We start from the raw sequence: 15,272 nt of genomic DNA on the forward strand, positions 1-15,272 counted from the left end.
TCAATCGCTCAATCGCTCAGCGCATCGCGATGGTCGCGGCGCGCCTTCGCCGTCGAGTAATAGCGTTGCAGCGCGTCGGTCGAGCGTGCGCTCAGCGCGCTGAGCTGCGCGAGCCAGTCGCCTGGCTGCGGCCATTCGCCGGCAATGACGCGCGGATACAGCTGCCGCGCGTAGCGATGCAGCGCCTGCGCGCCGAGATTGCCGCTCACGCCTAGCAGCGCGTGCAGCGTGGTGTGCGCGGCCTTGATATCGGCCGCCGCGCTGTCGGCCGCGAGTCGCGCGGTGTGCGAGCGAATCTGCGCGATGCCGTCGACGAACGACTCGTCGAGCAGATCGAGCGTCGCCAGCTCTTCGAGGTGATCGGTGTCGAGCAGGTCGTCGTCGGTGAAAGTGAGGGGGGCGGTGGTGGAGGTGCTTGCCGACGAACCGGCCAGCGCGACCGGCGTCACCGCAAAATCCGCCTGTTTGGCCAGGCCCGCGCCGGTCGCCGCGCTTGTAGCAACGCTTGCCGTGCCGCTCGCTTTTGCCACCGCGGCCTCCGCCGCCACCGCAGCCTCCACATGTCCGGCCGCCGCCACTGCCGCGGCGTTCCGCGTACCGAACTGCCGCGCGAGACACGCATGCAGCGGCCCGGGCTGCACCGGCTTGATCATCACTTCGTTCATCCCGGCCGCGAGGCACGCCTGCACTGCTTCGGCATCCGAATGACTGGTCAGCGCGACGATCGGCACCGTCGCATACGCATCGCTGCGCGCGCGGATTGCGCGGGTGGTCTCGATGCCGTTCATCCCCGGCATGTTCACGTCCATCAGGATCGCGGCGATAAAGCCGTCTTCGCGCAGCCGGGTCAGCACCGCCTGGCCGTGCTCGGCCTCCAGCACGGTCGCGCCGCAGCGCTCCAGATAGGTCTTCGCGACGAGCCGGCTGTAGGTGTCGTCGTCGGCGATCACGATTGTCTTGCCGACGAAGCCGTCGTGCTGGCCGTCCGGATCGTGGCGCGCACCGTTTTCGAACAGCGTCTGCACCGCGGTGATCAGTTCCTGCACGTTCGACGCCTTGCTGATGATCTCGTCCATGCCCGCGCGCCGCGCGCGCAGCCGCACCGCGTTGCCGGGCTCGGCGGTGTACGCGACGATCAGCACGTTGCGGTTCGGGTTGTCGCGCTCCGCGCGGATCCGCTCGGTGGTCGCATAGCCGTCGAGCTCCGGCATGCTGATGTCCATCAGCACGAGGTCGTACGGCGTCGCGCGCCGCAGCGTCGCGAGCGCGAGTTCGCCGCTGGCCGCCTCGCTCACGTACGCGCCGGCCTTGGTCAGCACGTGGCGGGTGCGGGCCCGCAGCGTGTTGTCGTCGTCGACCACCAGCACGCGCTTGCCTTTGAACGCGGGCATCGCGCGTTCGAACAGGCGGCGTTCGTGCTGCGCGAGTTCATCGGCCGAGACCGGCGGAAAGCGCAGCGTGAACTCGGTGAATTTGCCGAGTTCCGACTGGCAGTCGATGCTGCCGCCGAACGCGCGCATCGTCCGCTGGCAATACGCGAGCCCGAGGCCGGTGCCGCTCGAATTGCCGGCCGTGCGAAACGGCTCGAACAGATGCTGGACGATCTCCGGCGCGATGCCCGGGCCGGTGTCGCGCACGCTGACCGCGCCGTGATCGACAGTGAGCGTCAGCGTCGCCTGCGGATGCGGCGCGATGTGATAGAGCGCGTTCTTGATCAGATTGAACAGCGTGAACAGATAGACCGTTTCGTCGCCCCGGAACGCGAAATCGCGCTTGATGACGAGGCTCACTTTCGCGCGTTCCTTGTCGTTGTCGAAGCCGTATTCGTCGAGCGCCTTGCGAGTGGTGGCGCCCGCGTGCAGATAGCCGAGGCTGTCGGCGCGGATCGATTTGGCGCTGACTTCGTCGAGCGTCATCGCGATGATGCGCAGCCCGCGCTCGATCGACAACTGACCTTGCGCGACGTGGTTGTAGAGCAGCGACGTGGTGCCTTCGCTGAGCGTGGGCGCGGCGCCCGGTTCGGTGGTCGCCGGCAGTGCTTCCTCGACGCGGTCGAGCACGTGGCGCAACTGGCTCAACGGGTTGCGCATCTCGTGCGCGATCGAGCCGGCGAGTGCCTGCAGCGCGCGATTCTTTTCGACGAAGATGCGGCCTTTGCTGATTGCGTGACTGAACGCCATGCTGCACAGCACGACCACCGGCAGCAGCGCGAGATTCGATTTGTCGTCCGCGCTGAGCACGATCGGCTCCGACGCGCTGAGCACCGCCGCGAAGCCGCCGGCAAACACGCCGACGCCGATGCAGGCCATCAGCAGCCACGGGCTGTCGATACACAGCGCCAGAATAAAGATCATCATCACCTCGGTCATCATCCACATGGTGGAGAAACCGTTTCTGACGGTGAGGAACGTGCAGACGAACGGCAGCACGTAGATCAGGCAGCAATGCCAGTAGATCAGCAGGTAGTGGTTATAGCGTTTCGGCCAGCGCGCCTGGAACAGCAGCGGAATGCACACCGCCGCCGCGCTGAGCCGTAGCCACAGATTGTCGTACGGCTGCGGAAGAACGTAGGTCCAGATGACGTAATAGATGGGGTGACACAGGAGGCCGAGTGCGCCTCCCCATCGAATTGCAAACCTGCTTCTTTCCAGCATATCCCGCAGCGTGTCGCGCGATATCGCCATCAGGCCTCCGTTTTCATCAGGACCCCATCATTTCATGCGTATTGGATTTCTGGGTTTCCAGCCCTTCGTCGCGGATCGGTTCGCCGTTCTTGCCGTGGAATGGACCGACCGAAAAACCGTACTTCTTCAGGAGACCATGAGTATAAGAGACGGACCATACAGGCGGACTGCCGATGATGAAATCCGATGCAATTCCCTCGTGCCATGCCGAATAGCCTTCGGCGAAACAGGTGTAGCAGTCGCGGGTGGACGGCAGCCTGAACGGGAATGCGGTATCGAGTCCGGCGGGGCCGCGCGCGAAGCATTCAATATAGAGCGTATGTCCGCGCGACGCGAGTTCCGCTTCGACGCTGGCCGCGCGCGGATGCGAATCGTCGATCCAGAACTGCGCGCGTTTCAGATCGGCGGCGGTGAGGTAGGGCACGCTGGTGCTGCTCGCGAGAATCGCGCCGTCGAATTCCGGCAACGGCGTATCCGGGCTGAACGTATGCACCGATACTTTCGATTTGCCGAGCAGGTCCGACGCAAGCAGTTCGTTCGCCTGATCGATCAGCAGATTCAGTTTGTCGGGCAGGTCGATCAGCACGAGTTCGCGCGGCGCGTCCTTATAGAGCAGGTACTTGGCGACCGTGGTGCCGAGCCGGCCCGCCGCGCCGAACAGCGCGAGTTTGGTGTTGCCGAACTCGAGGTCGAGTTGCTCGCAGCAGTGCATTGCCCAGTCTTTGAGCATCGCCGCGGTGGCCGCGTGGCCGGTCGTGATATGAGGCGGTTTGACCGGTCGCGGCAGTGCGCCGTAATTGCACGCGTAAGGCGTGGACGCGCCCATCGCGACCATGTTCAGGCCGGCTTTTCTGGCTAATTCGAGAGCCGGAAAAAATTGCTTCTCGCGAAAGCGCTTGATGCCGCGCGCGCTGCCGAGCCACATTTCGAGCGGCACCGGACACGCGATATTGGCGCCGATCACCTGCGAGCCCGAAAAGATCGGCGACGCGATAAAGGGTTTCGTATTCCACAGTTCTTCTTCGAACGATTCGTCGCGTTCGCGCACGTTGTGAAAAGAAAATGAAAGGGTTTCCCAGTCGGTCGCATGAAACAGGAAGCCGACGCCGCCTTGGCGGGCCGGCAGGTTGTCGCGGATCTCGTCCGGGTGGATTTCGTGTCTGAGCGTGAGGGGTGCACTATTTCGAGGCACTAAAAGACGGGTAGGCTCGTTTGAAACGGTCGACGTGTCTTGAAGGAGAGCGGTTTTCATTGGTCTTTTCCTTGGTTTTGGGATGACGCTGGAAACAGTCAGCGCGCGGCGTGGCCGGTCCTGATTGACCGGCGACCCTTCAACTCTAGAGAAAAGCGCGCCAACGTGCCCGTCTGTTCGTCCACACAGACTTCACCGCGCGTTTAAGTCGAGGAGCGCCGCCGGGGAGTGAACGCGTGGGCGTTCAATTGGCGGGCGCCCAATAGACAAAGGGCCGCGCGAATGTCGCGCGGCCCTTTGTTTGCATGCCAGGAGAACTTCGAATTAACGCGCAATGCTATAGCCGATCCGTGCAATCCAGCGGTGCTGGTTGTAGTCGAGAATGTCTTCTCCATAACCGGTGAAGAAGCCGACCCACAGGAACCCGCCCCAACGGCTATTGATCAGCTTCGCCAATGGATAGGTGAACTGTGTATCGAGGCTGCCTTTGCCGCCCTTCGTCCCTTTGCGCAGCGTGGTGGCGAGTTGCCAGCCTTCGTAGCTGCCGTATTTGATCAGCAGGTCTACATAGCCGCGATAGTCGGTGATGTCGTGATTCTCGCCGGCAATGTGCGTGTAGTAGTAGATCTTCGGCGCGATGGTCAGGTGGTTCGCGTTCAGGTCGCCGAATTCCCAGATCGGCTTCACGAACAGGGTGTCGACCCCGCGCGACTCGGGACCGTCGCGGCCATTCGATTCGTGTTCGTAGCCGGCCGTCAGACCCATCTTGCTCCACCATTTGCTTTTCCAGCCAGTGTCGTCGAGGTGGTAGATCATCGCCGGCATGTAGCTGGTGTCGCGGAACGGCGCGGAATAGGTGCCCAGATCCCACAGCGAGGTCTGCGTATAGGCGAAGTACAGATTGTCGAGGAAGCCGCGCGAGCGCGGATCGTCCGGCGTGACCATGCGGAACTTGAAGCTCAGCTGGAATTTCGCGAGGTTCTCGCCGTTCGAGCCGTCGGCGAAATACATCGGATCGTAGGAGGAGAAGCGGCTCAGGAAGCTGTTCAGTTGCGGCGTCGGCAAATCCGGCCGGGCCGGCGCCGGCGACGTCGCGATCAGGCTCGTCGACGACCCCTCGGCCGCGGCGCTCGCGGTGCCCGCCGCGCCCGCGGTGCCGGCAGTGCCTTCAGCCGACGCGACCGCGCTGCCCTTGCCCGGCCGCGTGATCATCACGAAGGAGGGCGACACGTCGAGCGCCGGCACGTCGATCTTCATCGCGCCGCGCGCCCATTTGGGCCATTCGCCGGTATAGCGCACCGCCTTCAGTTCGCCCGCGGCGAGCTTCAGATGCTCGGGCGCGCCGCTCTCGCGCGTCAGCGCGAGCGGTTGCGGGAGCTGATCGGGATTGCTGAGCGCGATGTTCAGTTGCGCGGGCACGTCCACTTCGGTGCCGCCGGGCTGATCGCCGGAATAGACGATCGTCACTTCGAGCGGATTGCTGGACGACGCTTCGCGCGGCGGCCGCAACACCGACACGCCGGCCACGCTGGACGCGCAATAGCCGCCGAGCAGCAGCGCGCTCACGCAGAGCGACAGACTGGGGAGCCGTTTCGACAACGGGCGGGGAGACAAACTGGAAACACGCGAGCGGGGGCTGCTTACTGCGGACTTGCGGTCGTTCTTTACGCCAGACATCAATCGATTCCGCACACGGAGCTCCTCTTGGTCTACGAATTCAGGTCGCAACGGGAAGACAGCGTTAAAGCATGCGACTGGGAAACAGATAACGGGGCCGACGCGTTTCGGTATGGCAATCGCCATGCAGCGCGATTACCGGCTGATGGTTTCGCCCATTCTGCCAGCGCAATTGCAAATTGCGAGTGGGAAAAAGAATTAGCGACGTTATCCGCGTAAATAGCAGGGCAAACGTGACGGGAAGGGTTTTCTTCGTTGCATTGGCGCAACGAAGGTTTAAATGTCACAACGGCGAATTGGCGTGGCAAGCGCTTTTATATGGGAAACGGGATAAGTAATTCCCCGTATGGCGCTTCTCCGAATCGCAATCGGTAATTCTTAATTGGTATTCCGGAGTCGCGCAATCGGGATAACCTGGCTTTCAATAAGCAAACTTGCGGTATTGCTCGGGTGTCGCGCCGCCATCGGGTTCGGCGACGCGCGGCATATGGCGCAGCAGCCGTTTGGCGCGCGCGCTCAATTGGTCATAGACGCCATTGGGCACGTCGATCCGCACCTCGGGCCGGAAGTACCAGCTGCGGCTATAGCCGATCACAACCATCGGCCGCGGCTCGTCGGTGCGGTTCGGGGTGCCGCGATGCAGTGCCCGCACGTCGCGGATCATCACGTCGCCCAGTTCCATCGTGATTGCGTGGAGCGGCGCGCGGCCGTCGCGCCACGCCTGCAGCGCGTCGTCCGCGCGCAGCCGGTGGGTGCCGAGCGTGGTTTCGAACGGGCCGTTCTCGAGCGTGACGTCGCACAACGGAAAGTTGACCGCGAGCTGGAACGACGGCGTTTCGGCTTCGCCGTCGAACAGTGCCGGGGTGTCGCGGTGAACCTCCTGCCAGGTCGAGCCTTGCAACGGCGTATCGGTGGCGAGCTGGCACATCACCGGGTCGTCGCCGGCCACGCGTTCGACGATGCCGAGAATGTCGGGATCGCAGAAGATCGCCTGATCGGCGAACACGCCGGCGAACGGCAGCGTGATGTAGTGGCGCTGTTCGCCGCGCACGGCGGTCGCGTTCGCGGCGATCCGCTGTTGCAGCAACGGCGCGAACGCGTCGCGCCACGCGAGCAGCGTCTGTCGCGGTAGATGCCCGCGCAATATCACCATGCCGTCGCGCTCGAAGGTCGTTGCGAATTCATCGAGCTGTTCGGTCGAATAGCGGGCCACGGATGTCTCCTTGTCGAATCGTCGGGTTGGTATGAGTCGGGTTGGTATGAGTCGGGTTTGAGTTGAGCCGGGTTTCGGCGCGGCGCCGCCGGCGCGCGTCGCTCGCTCAGTCCGGCGGCGACACCAGCAGCGAGACCGGCACGCCATCGCAATCCACCTGGCCGACCAGCGTCGCGTTGAGCCCGGCGCCCGCCCTGGCGCTCAGATCGACCGGGCTGATGCGCCGGTCGATCCGCAGCAGGTTCAGCGGCCACGACGGCCGCGTCAGCCGCTCGTGCGCGAACGCGCCGATCCATAGCGGTGCGTTCGCGTTGCCGGTGTCGACCGTATAGCCGCTCGGCCAGAAGCGCAGCACGTAACGTTCCTCGCGCGAGTCGCCGGGCCGCATGAAAACCAGCGTCGACGGCACGCCGTTGTTCAGCTTCGGCAGCACCGGCAGCGCGACCGCGGCGACGTCGGGCGAAGCCAGCGACAGCAGGCTGTGCGCGGACACGTCGGTGCCCTCGACCCAGCCCTGCGCGAGCAGCTGGCCGCGCAGCGCCGCCGGTTCGCCGGCCCATTGGAGCGTGAACGGCTCCTTGCGGTCGCCGCCCATGTCCGAGCGATAGCACGGCAGGCGGCGCCATTCCGACTGCTGCCACTGCGCCTGGGTGAAGCGCACCGGCGCCGGACGCGCCGTTCGGTCCGGCGGCGCGGGCCGCGCGACGCCGAGCTGCACGCCGACGCTCGTCAGCACCACCGCGCCCACCACCAGCGGCATGAAGCGGCGCTGCGGCGGCGGGCGCGGATGCCGCCAGATCGCGGTCAGCGCGACGATCGCGACCCACGCGTAGGCGAGCGCGGCGCCGCCGATCGCGTCGGACACCCAGTAGCGGCCGAACGACACGCCGGCGAGCGCGACCACGATCACGACGATGATGCTCGCGCCGGCGACCAGCACGCCTTCGAGTTTGCCGACCCGGCGCGCGAGCAGAAACGCGAGAAAGCCGTAGACGACCACCGTCGCGGCGACGTGATTGCTTGGGAATACGTAGTGACTCGTCATCAGCTCGTTGGGCGGCGCGCGGCGCATCGCGAGTTGCAGGCCGGCGATCAGCAACTGCGAGAACGCGACCGCCGCGAGCCAGTAGCCGATCGTGTGCCAGCGCCGCTCCCACACCATCCACAGCGCGACGGTGACGACCAGCGCGGTCAGCGTGAGGCCGCTGCCGAGCGTCGCCAGACTGGCCAGTACGGTGTCGCTCCACGGCGTGCGCACCGATTGCATGAAGTGATAGACCGACAGATCGACGGCGGTCAGCGGGTCGCCGCTGACCACGTCCTCCAGTACTCCGAAGAACAGCGCGCCGGCCACCAGCACGATCAGCGACGTGACGAGGATATGGGTCGCGTCGGGGGTGTCGGGGTCGAGCATCCGCCGCGCGATCCGGCCGAGCGGTCCCGGATGCCGGCACGCCCAGTCGCCGAGCCGGCGGCCGGCCGCGCTCGACCACGCGTTCGCATGCGCGACCAGAAAGCCGGCGCCGCGAAAGCTGAGCCAGACGATGCACACCAGCATCGCGATGATCACGACCAGCCGGAACGACACCGCGCCCGCGAGCAGCACCGACGCGCCGAACACCACGCCGGGCAGGATATGGGCGGGCGCCCACAGCAGCGCCGACAGCACGTTGACCGCGTAGAAGCGCAGCGGCGGCATGTCCATCATGCCGGCGACGACCGGCACGATCGCCCGCAACGGACCGATGAAGCGCGCGAGCACGACGCTCTTGGTGCCGTGTTTGACGAAGAAGCGCTGGCCCGCGTCGAGGACCTCGGGGTGAGTGCGGAACGGCCACAGATTGACGATGCGTTCCTTGTAGCGCGCGCCGATCCAGAAGCTCATGCCGTCGCCGGCGACCGCGCCGAGGATCGCCCACAGAAACACCCAGCCGAGACTGAGCGAACCGGTGCCGGTCAGCGCGCCGGCGAGAAACATCGCGGTGCTGCCGGGAATGAAGGTGCCGATGACCGCGATCGCTTCGAGGAACGCCGCGAGAAACACGACCGCGAGCATCCACGACGAGTGGCCCGCGAGCAGATGCAAGAGGTGGATGTAGGCGTGCTCCATCGTGCGCGATCGGCCGTTCTGGCGTGACGAACGATCATAACGCGCACGGGTATGCTCCGTGCGCAGCCCGGTAACGTGCTGCTGCAGCGGGCCGGCGATCGGCTCAGAATGTGGGAGCGGGGCGCCGGTTCGGCGTCGGCGCGGTGGGCGGACGAGGCGGGAGCAAGCGATGAAACCTGAAGCGAATGGCGGCGTGCGGGCGGGGCTGATGGCCGCGCTGCTGATGACGGCCGCGCCCGTCATGGTGAGTGCGCAGCAGTCGGGGCCGCCGGGCGGCGCCGCGGGTACGGGCACGGGCACGACGGCGCCCGGTAGCAACAACAGCGGCGGCGCGGCTACGATGGGCGGCACCTCGATGGGCGGCGGGGTCGGCTTGAGGCCCAATTCGATGCCCGGCGTCAGGGCCGCGGCGAGCCCGGGTTATGGCACCGGTGCGGCGGGGTCCAGTGGTTCAGGTGGTTCAAGTGGTTCGGGCGGCTCGGGCTCGGCGCTCAACAACATGCGCGCGAACGGCACGGCCCTCTATATGAGCCCCGATCCGCGCGCGCCGAACGTGAGCGGCCGGCCGGCGCCGCGACGCTAGCCGGCGCAGATAGAATGCAGGTCCGATTCGACCACAGGAGCAGGCAATGGCGCATGGCGAGCACAAGTACCAGGTTGCGGTGCAATGGACCGGCAACCGCGGCAGCGGCACCTCCGGTTATCGCGAGTACGGTCGCGAACATGTGATCTCGTCGGGCGGCAAGCCCGACATCGCGGGGTCATCGGACCCGGCGTTTCTCGGCGACGCGACGCGCTGGAATCCCGAGGACCTGCTGGTCGCGTCGGTCAGCGCGTGCCATAAGCTGTGGTATCTGCATCTGTGCTCGGATGCCGGCCTGATCGTGCTCGACTATCGCGACGACGCCGAAGGCACGATGCTCGATACCGCGCAGCAAGGGCGGTTTTCGGAGATCGTGTTGCGGCCGCGAGTGGTGATCCGCGCGGGCGGCGACGTGGAACTGGCCGCCCATCTGCATCATGTGGCGCACGAGAAGTGCTTTATCGCGAACTCGGTCAACTTTCCGATTCTGTGCGAGCCGCGGATCGAGACCGACGCCGGCTGACGTCTATCCGCCGATGAGCCCGGCGCTTGCCGCGGCTCGTCGCGGTTCAATTTGCGGCGGCTTGAATTCGGCGTTAGTGCGGCGTTAGTGAGCGCGGCATGAGCGCGGCATGAGCGCGGCATGAGCGCGGCATGAGCGCGGCATGAGCGCGGCATGAGCGCGGCATGAACGCGGCATGAACGCGGCATGAACGCGGCATGAACGCGGCATGAACGCGGCATGAACGCGGCATGAACGCGACATGAGCGCGACATGAGCGCGGCCTGAACGCGGCATGAACGCCGCTTACCGCCTCTCAACGATTGCCGTCGAGCAGGTCGCCGAGCATTTCATCGAACGCGGCCTGCGCGTCTTCGAGTTCCTGCAACGCGGCGTCGAAGGTTTGCAGCGCGAACTGCGAGGGTTTGCCGCTGCCGGCCGGCGGGAATTGCGATTGCAGCGACGCAAACGCGGTTTGCACGCGCCGCGTCGCGATCACGACGCGTTCCATTGCGGCGGTTTCTTCGGCTCGCGCCTTTTCCTGGTCCATGAATACTCCGGGGTGGTCGGGTTGTATCGAAGCGGCTCGCGCCGCGTAAAACGGTGACTATGCCACGTTATATACCGCGTTCGCGCTCATGCGCACGCTCATGCAAGCGGCAGGCCGCCGAACGCTTTCACCTCACGCAACGATAACGCCGACTCCACCGACGTCACGCCCGGCAACCCGCGCAGCTCGTCGCGCATGAAGGTGCCGTAATCGTCGAGGTCGCGCGCGACGATCTGCAGGATGTAGTCGGCGCTGCCCGACACGTTGTGGCACGACAGGATGCGCGGGATCGCCTGCACCTCGCGCTCGAAGCGCGTCGCGGTCGCGCGGTCGTGCACCGCGAAGCGCACGTGCACGAAGCCGGTCACGCCGAGACCCAGCGCGCCGCGCGACAGCACCGCTCGATAGCGCTCGATATACCCATCGTTTTCGAGCCGCTTCAGGCGCCGCGCGCACGGCGTTTCGCTGAGGCCGACCGTTTCGGCGAGGCGTGCATTCGACATGCGGCCGTCGTTTTGCAGCGCGGCGAGGATCGCGCGGTCGGTTTTGTCGAGGTCGGCGGCGGACATGGCTGAGGGTGGTTTTTGCGGTTGGGGGAAAGCGCTCGTGGATTGCCAAATCTTAGCGCATTCCGCTGATCCGGTTCGCATCTGGGTGGAAATTCGCCAGCAAACCCTCATGCTCCGATAGCAAGATGGAGTCTCTAGAAACAAGGAGGCTTCGATGATTTCCGCTCACCTGCTGGCCGTCTACGTGGCGGCGTTATTCGTCGTGTATGCGGTGCCGGGACCGGACATGGCGTTGCTTCTGCAAACCAGTATCGCGCGCGGGGTGCGCAGCGGCTTCGCGGCCGCGGCGGGGCTCGGGCTGTCGCGCGCGATTCACGTGACGCTGTCGGCCTGCGGGATGGCGGCGTTGCTGCGCAACGCGCCGTGGTTGTACGACGCGGTGCGCTATGCCGGCGCGGTGTATCTGGCGTGGGTGGGGATTCAGATCTTCCGCTCGCCGGGCTTCGCGTTGCCGGCTGGAGATGGGCACGGCGCGCGCGCGGCAGGGGCGGCAGGCGCGACCAGCGCGGCGAATGTGACGACTGTGACGACTGTGACGACTGTGACGACTGCGGCCACTGTGCCCCGCACGGTACCCGCCGAGGCAACCGTTACAGCGCAGCCCTTACGCGCCGCATTCGTCAAAGGCCTGCTGACGAATCTGCTGAACCCGAAGGCGCTGCTGTTCTGCTCGGTGCTGCTGCCGCAATTCGTGCGGCCCGACGCCGGCCCGGTCGCGCTGCAAATGGTCGAACTCGGCGTCGTGCTGCTGGCGATCGGCTTCTGCTTCGATGCGTTGTACGCGACCGGCGCCGCCCGCATCGCCAACTGGATGCGTGCGCATCCGCTTGCGCAGACCTTGCAGCGCTGGACCTTTTCGGCCGCGTTGATCGGCTTTGCGTTGCGCCTGTCGCTGGATTGACGGGTGAAGTGATGCGGCAGACCGGCGCCAAGCCCGCGCCGCTCACTTCTTCAACTTGCGCTCGCGCCGCGGCCGATCCTCGACGATCTTCTTGCGGTGCTTGTCCTTCATCTTTTTCCAGCTCTTGCATTCGTCGCGGGTACGCATGCAGCCGATGCAGAAGCCGGTTTTGTCGTCGAACTTGCAGATGTCGACGCAGGGTGACGCGATGCTCATGACCGATAGCCGTTCGAGTTGGAAGTAGCGACGACTGTCGCATGCACGTTGCCCGCCGCGCAAAGTGATTGTGTTAATAAAAGCGATAGCGCAGCCGGCGATAATGCCGCTCGCGCTTGAACACCGGCCGTGCGCGATGCGCGGCGGCACAACGACACCACCACCCGCGCTCTTCCGTCGATGAAAACTTTCCTGCTGTATGTCGTGACCGCTCTCGCCGAAATCGTCGGCTGCTACCTGCCGTGGCGCTGGCTCAAGGAGGACGGCTCCGCGTGGCTGTTGCTGCCCGGCGCGTTGAGCCTCGCGCTGTTCGCGTGGCTGCTGACGCTGCACGGCACCGCCGCGGGCCGCGTCTATGCGGCATACGGCGGCGTGTACGTGGCGGTGGCGATTGCATGGCTGTGGGCGGTGGACCGGATACGGCCCACGCTGTGGGACGCGGCCGGCGTCGCGCTGACGCTTGCCGGCATGGCGGTGATCGCGTTCCAGCCGCGCCTGCACGGCTAGAACGCCAGCGCCTGAGCGCCCCCAGCGACGCCCGGCGCCCGGCTCGCGCCGCTTACTGCGGCGAGCCCAGATAGTCGAGCTTGCCCAGTTCGACACCGTTGTGACGCAGGATGTCGTACGCGGTGGTCACGTGGAAATAGAAGTTCGGCAGCACGAAGCCGAGCAGATACGACAGCCCGGTGAACTCGACCGGACCCGGCCGCAGTTTCAGCGTGATCGCGCGGCTCTCCGAACCGTCGATCTGCTCCGGCTTGAATTCCTTCAGATAATCGATCGTTTTCTGGATGCGGGCCTGCAATTCGTCGAAGGTCTGTTCGACGTCGTCGAACTTCGGCGGCTCGACGCCGGCCAGACGCGCCGCGCAACCCTTCGCGGTGTCGCTCGCGATATACACCTGACGCAGCAGCGGCAGCATGTCCGGCGCGAGTCGCGCATTCGTGAACACCGTGGGCTCGATCTGCTTCGCGGCGGCGTGGGCCTCGGCTTTGCCGAGGATCGCCTGGAGGTTCGTGAGACCGCGAATCAGTACGGGCAGCGACGCTTGATACATCGAAATTGACATGAGTTCCTCTAGGTTCTCGGGCCGGCGCGCGGGCGGCGCGCGAGCCAGGCAAACGGCAGGAATGCCGCCCCAGCATCATAGCGCGGCGCACCCACGCCGCGCATTGGCCGTTCGGACGACTGCCCCGACTGCCGGAACTGTGCTGGAATGCCTCGGTCGGACGCTCAGACGAAGTCCTTGAATCCGGCCCGCCGCGGGTCGCGCGAGCGCCGCCGGCGCGCGGGCGCGCGATGTGCTGACGAGCCGCCGGGCCTGCGCGATCGCGAGCGATCCCGCGGGCCGCCACGTCAACAGGAGAGTCGACACCATGAGCACCAAGCATCCATTGCCGGGCAGCGAGCGCACGATCGAACACGGCACGCAGGTCGTCGGGCAATGCGATCCCGCCGAGCGGATCGAAGTCTTCGTGATGCTGCGCCGCCAGCAGCAGGCGCAGTTCGACGCGCTGATGAGCCGGATCGAAGCGGGCGACCCCAGCGTGAAGCCGTTGTCGCGCGAGGCGCTCGCGAAAGACTACGGCGCCGCGCCCGCGGACATCGCGAAGGTCAAGGCGTTCGCCGTCGCGCATGGGCTCACGGTCGTGCGCGAGGATGCGGCCGCGCGCTCAGTGCTGCTGAGCGGCACGGTCGCGCAGTTCCAGAGCGCGTTCGAAGTGAAGCTGCAGCAGTTCCAGCACCACACGGCCGGCTCGTTTCGCGGCCGCACCGGGCCGGTCAGCGTGCCGGACGATCTGCGCGACGTGATCGAGGCGGTGCTCGGGCTCGACAACCGTCCACAGGCGCGGCCGCATTTCCGCATCCGGCCGCCGTTCGAGGCGGCGCGCGCGCGTCAGGCGTCGTTCACGCCGCCGCAACTCGCCACGCTGTACCACTTTCCGCAAGGCGACGGCGCGGGGCAGTGCGTCGGCATCATCGAGCTCGGCGGCGGCTACAACACGGCGGATCTGCGCAGCTATTTCGGCGCGCTCGGCGTGAGCATGCCGAGCGTGAAATCGGTCGGGGTCGACCAGGGCGGCAACAAACCGAGCGGCGATCCGAACGGGCCGGACGGCGAGGTCACGCTCGACATCGAGATCGTCGGCGCGATCGCGCCGGGCGCGAGCATCGCGGTGTACTTCACGCAGAACAGCGACGCCGGTTTTATCGATGCGGTCAGCCGCGCGGTGCACGACACGGCCAATAAACCGTCGGTCATTTCGATCAGCTGGGGCGCGCCGGAATCGGTCTGGACCGCCCAGTCGATGCAGGCGTTCAACAGCGTGCTGCAATCGGCGGCGGCGCTCGGCGTGACGATCTGCGCGGCCTCGGGCGATAGCGGTTCGAGCGACGGCTCCGGCAGCGGCGATCAGGTCGACTTCCCGGCGTCGAGCCCGTACGTGCTCGCGTGCGGCGGCACCAGCGTCACCGCGGCGGGGTCGTCGATCACCCGCGAGGTCGTGTGGAACGACGGCGAGCAGGGCGGCGCGAGCGGCGGCGGCGTCAGTGCCGCGTTCCCGTTGCCCACGTGGCAGAAGGGCCTGTCAGCCTCGACCAGCGGCGGCGGCCACAAGGCGCTGAGCGGGCGCGGTGTGCCCGATGTCGCCGGCGATGCTTCGCCGCTTACCGGTTACAGCGTGCTGATCGACGGCACGCAGACGGTGATCGGCGGCACCAGCGCGGTCGCGCCGCTGTGGGCGGCGCTGATCGCGCGGATCAACGCGGCCAAAGGGCAGCCGGCCGGCTTCGTCAATCCGAAGCTGTACCAGACGGCCGGCGTGTGCAACGACATCACCCAGGGCAACAACGGCAGCTTCGCGGCGGCGAAGGGCTGGGATGCGTGCACGGGACTCGGCAGTCCGAATGGTCAGAAGGTGGCGGCCGCACTATAGTCAGCAACACGGGCGGCGCCGCTCTCACGGACGCGCAAGCGGATGCGCAAGCGGCGCGGCCCAGCAAGGCAGAAGCGGAACACGCGGGACGCACGCGGATCAGCGCGGGCAAACGCAGATGAGCAGCAGGCGTGCGCAA

14 protein-coding genes are annotated in these 15,272 nt (G+C 66.1%); 5 read left to right on the forward strand and 9 right to left on the reverse strand.

Going from position 1 to position 15,272, the window contains the following annotated elements; all coding sequences use genetic code 11:
• Window positions 1-8: 8 nt before the first annotated feature.
• The 5 genes from BTH42_RS24980 to BTH42_RS25000 form a co-directional block, all read right to left on the reverse strand.
• Window positions 9-2,684 carry a hybrid sensor histidine kinase/response regulator gene (locus BTH42_RS24980; protein ID WP_075303845.1) on the reverse strand — a complete coding sequence of 892 codons (2,676 nt, stop codon included), beginning with the start codon at window positions 2,682-2,684 and terminating at the stop codon, window positions 9-11.
• 16 nt (window positions 2,685-2,700) lie between these two features.
• The gene (locus BTH42_RS24985; protein WP_075303846.1) at window positions 2,701-3,936 is read right to left on the reverse strand and encodes a hypothetical protein; all 1,236 of its coding nucleotides are present in this window, start codon (window positions 3,934-3,936) and stop codon (window positions 2,701-2,703) included.
• A 264-nt stretch (window positions 3,937-4,200) separates the two neighbouring features.
• Complete coding sequence (locus BTH42_RS24990; protein WP_075303847.1) at window positions 4,201-5,442, reverse strand: phospholipase A; 1,242 nt, start codon at window positions 5,440-5,442, stop codon at window positions 4,201-4,203.
• Window positions 5,443-5,974: 532 nt separating this feature from the next.
• Entirely contained in the window at window positions 5,975-6,766 is a 792-nt protein-coding gene (locus BTH42_RS24995) for a phytanoyl-CoA dioxygenase family protein (RefSeq protein WP_256702240.1), read from the reverse strand.
• Between the two features lie 106 nt (window positions 6,767-6,872).
• On the reverse strand, window positions 6,873-8,876 hold the full coding sequence (locus BTH42_RS25000; RefSeq protein ID WP_075303848.1) for a bifunctional DedA family/phosphatase PAP2 family protein: 2,004 nt from the start codon (window positions 8,874-8,876) through the stop codon (window positions 6,873-6,875).
• Window positions 8,877-9,045: 169 nt separating this feature from the next.
• Here BTH42_RS25000 and BTH42_RS25005 point away from each other — a divergent pair, with 169 nt between their 5' ends.
• On the forward strand, window positions 9,046-9,459 hold the full coding sequence (locus tag BTH42_RS25005) for a hypothetical protein (protein WP_075303849.1): 414 nt from the start codon (window positions 9,046-9,048) through the stop codon (window positions 9,457-9,459).
• A 46-nt stretch (window positions 9,460-9,505) separates the two neighbouring features.
• Complete coding sequence (locus tag BTH42_RS25010) at window positions 9,506-9,982, forward strand: OsmC family protein (protein WP_075303850.1); 477 nt, start codon at window positions 9,506-9,508, stop codon at window positions 9,980-9,982.
• Between the two features lie 295 nt (window positions 9,983-10,277).
• Here the strand turns inward: BTH42_RS25010 and BTH42_RS25015 are convergent, their stop codons facing one another.
• Both BTH42_RS25015 and BTH42_RS25020 read right to left on the reverse strand, forming a co-directional pair.
• Window positions 10,278-10,511 (reverse strand): hypothetical protein, encoded by a 234-nt coding sequence (locus BTH42_RS25015; protein ID WP_075303851.1) that lies wholly within the window; start codon window positions 10,509-10,511, stop codon window positions 10,278-10,280.
• A gap of 98 nt (window positions 10,512-10,609) precedes the next feature.
• On the reverse strand, window positions 10,610-11,080 hold the full coding sequence (locus BTH42_RS25020) for an Lrp/AsnC family transcriptional regulator (protein WP_075303852.1): 471 nt from the start codon (window positions 11,078-11,080) through the stop codon (window positions 10,610-10,612).
• Window positions 11,081-11,234: 154 nt separating this feature from the next.
• On the opposite strand from BTH42_RS25020, the gene BTH42_RS25025 reads away from it, so the two are divergent.
• Window positions 11,235-11,981, forward strand: coding sequence for a LysE family translocator (locus BTH42_RS25025; protein ID WP_075303853.1), 747 nt, complete (start codon window positions 11,235-11,237; stop codon window positions 11,979-11,981).
• A gap of 42 nt (window positions 11,982-12,023) precedes the next feature.
• Here the strand turns inward: BTH42_RS25025 and BTH42_RS25030 are convergent, their stop codons facing one another.
• Window positions 12,024-12,197, reverse strand: coding sequence for a DUF1289 domain-containing protein (locus tag BTH42_RS25030; RefSeq protein ID WP_075303854.1), 174 nt, complete (start codon window positions 12,195-12,197; stop codon window positions 12,024-12,026).
• Window positions 12,198-12,377: 180 nt separating this feature from the next.
• On the opposite strand from BTH42_RS25030, the gene BTH42_RS25035 reads away from it, so the two are divergent.
• Window positions 12,378-12,704 (forward strand): YnfA family protein, encoded by a 327-nt coding sequence (locus BTH42_RS25035; RefSeq protein ID WP_075303874.1) that lies wholly within the window; start codon window positions 12,378-12,380, stop codon window positions 12,702-12,704.
• A 52-nt stretch (window positions 12,705-12,756) separates the two neighbouring features.
• Here BTH42_RS25035 and BTH42_RS25040 read toward each other — a convergent pair whose 3' ends face one another.
• Entirely contained in the window at window positions 12,757-13,266 is a 510-nt protein-coding gene (locus BTH42_RS25040; protein WP_075303855.1) for a DUF1993 family protein, read from the reverse strand.
• A 307-nt stretch (window positions 13,267-13,573) separates the two neighbouring features.
• On the opposite strand from BTH42_RS25040, the gene BTH42_RS25045 reads away from it, so the two are divergent.
• Window positions 13,574-15,133 (forward strand): protease pro-enzyme activation domain-containing protein, encoded by a 1,560-nt coding sequence (locus tag BTH42_RS25045; RefSeq protein ID WP_075303856.1) that lies wholly within the window; start codon window positions 13,574-13,576, stop codon window positions 15,131-15,133.
• Window positions 15,134-15,272 lie beyond the last annotated feature (139 nt).

The sequence above is a fragment of the Burkholderia sp. SRS-W-2-2016 genome (genome assembly GCF_001931485.1).
Lineage (GTDB): Bacteria > Pseudomonadota > Gammaproteobacteria > Burkholderiales > Burkholderiaceae > Paraburkholderia.

Bases quoted from the DNA above. Each gene is read 5' to 3' on its own strand.
- BTH42_RS24980 (WP_075303845.1), bottom strand. From the start codon at position 2,684: ATGGCGATATCGCGCGACACGCTGCGGGATATGCTGGAAAGAAGCAGG.
- BTH42_RS24985 (WP_075303846.1), bottom strand. From the start codon at position 3,936: ATGAAAACCGCTCTCCTTCAAGACACGTCGACCGTTTCAAACGAGCCT.
- BTH42_RS25000 (WP_075303848.1), bottom strand. From the start codon at position 8,876: ATGGAGCACGCCTACATCCACCTCTTGCATCTGCTCGCGGGCCACTCG.
- BTH42_RS25005 (WP_075303849.1), top strand. From the start codon at position 9,046: ATGAAACCTGAAGCGAATGGCGGCGTGCGGGCGGGGCTGATGGCCGCG.
- BTH42_RS25010 (WP_075303850.1), top strand. From the start codon at position 9,506: ATGGCGCATGGCGAGCACAAGTACCAGGTTGCGGTGCAATGGACCGGC.
- BTH42_RS25015 (WP_075303851.1), bottom strand. From the start codon at position 10,511: ATGGACCAGGAAAAGGCGCGAGCCGAAGAAACCGCCGCAATGGAACGC.
- BTH42_RS25020 (WP_075303852.1), bottom strand. From the start codon at position 11,080: ATGTCCGCCGCCGACCTCGACAAAACCGACCGCGCGATCCTCGCCGCG.
- BTH42_RS25025 (WP_075303853.1), top strand. From the start codon at position 11,235: ATGATTTCCGCTCACCTGCTGGCCGTCTACGTGGCGGCGTTATTCGTC.
- BTH42_RS25030 (WP_075303854.1), bottom strand. From the start codon at position 12,197: ATGAGCATCGCGTCACCCTGCGTCGACATCTGCAAGTTCGACGACAAA.
- BTH42_RS25035 (WP_075303874.1), top strand. From the start codon at position 12,378: ATGAAAACTTTCCTGCTGTATGTCGTGACCGCTCTCGCCGAAATCGTC.
- BTH42_RS25040 (WP_075303855.1), bottom strand. From the start codon at position 13,266: ATGTCAATTTCGATGTATCAAGCGTCGCTGCCCGTACTGATTCGCGGT.
- BTH42_RS25045 (WP_075303856.1), top strand. From the start codon at position 13,574: ATGAGCACCAAGCATCCATTGCCGGGCAGCGAGCGCACGATCGAACAC.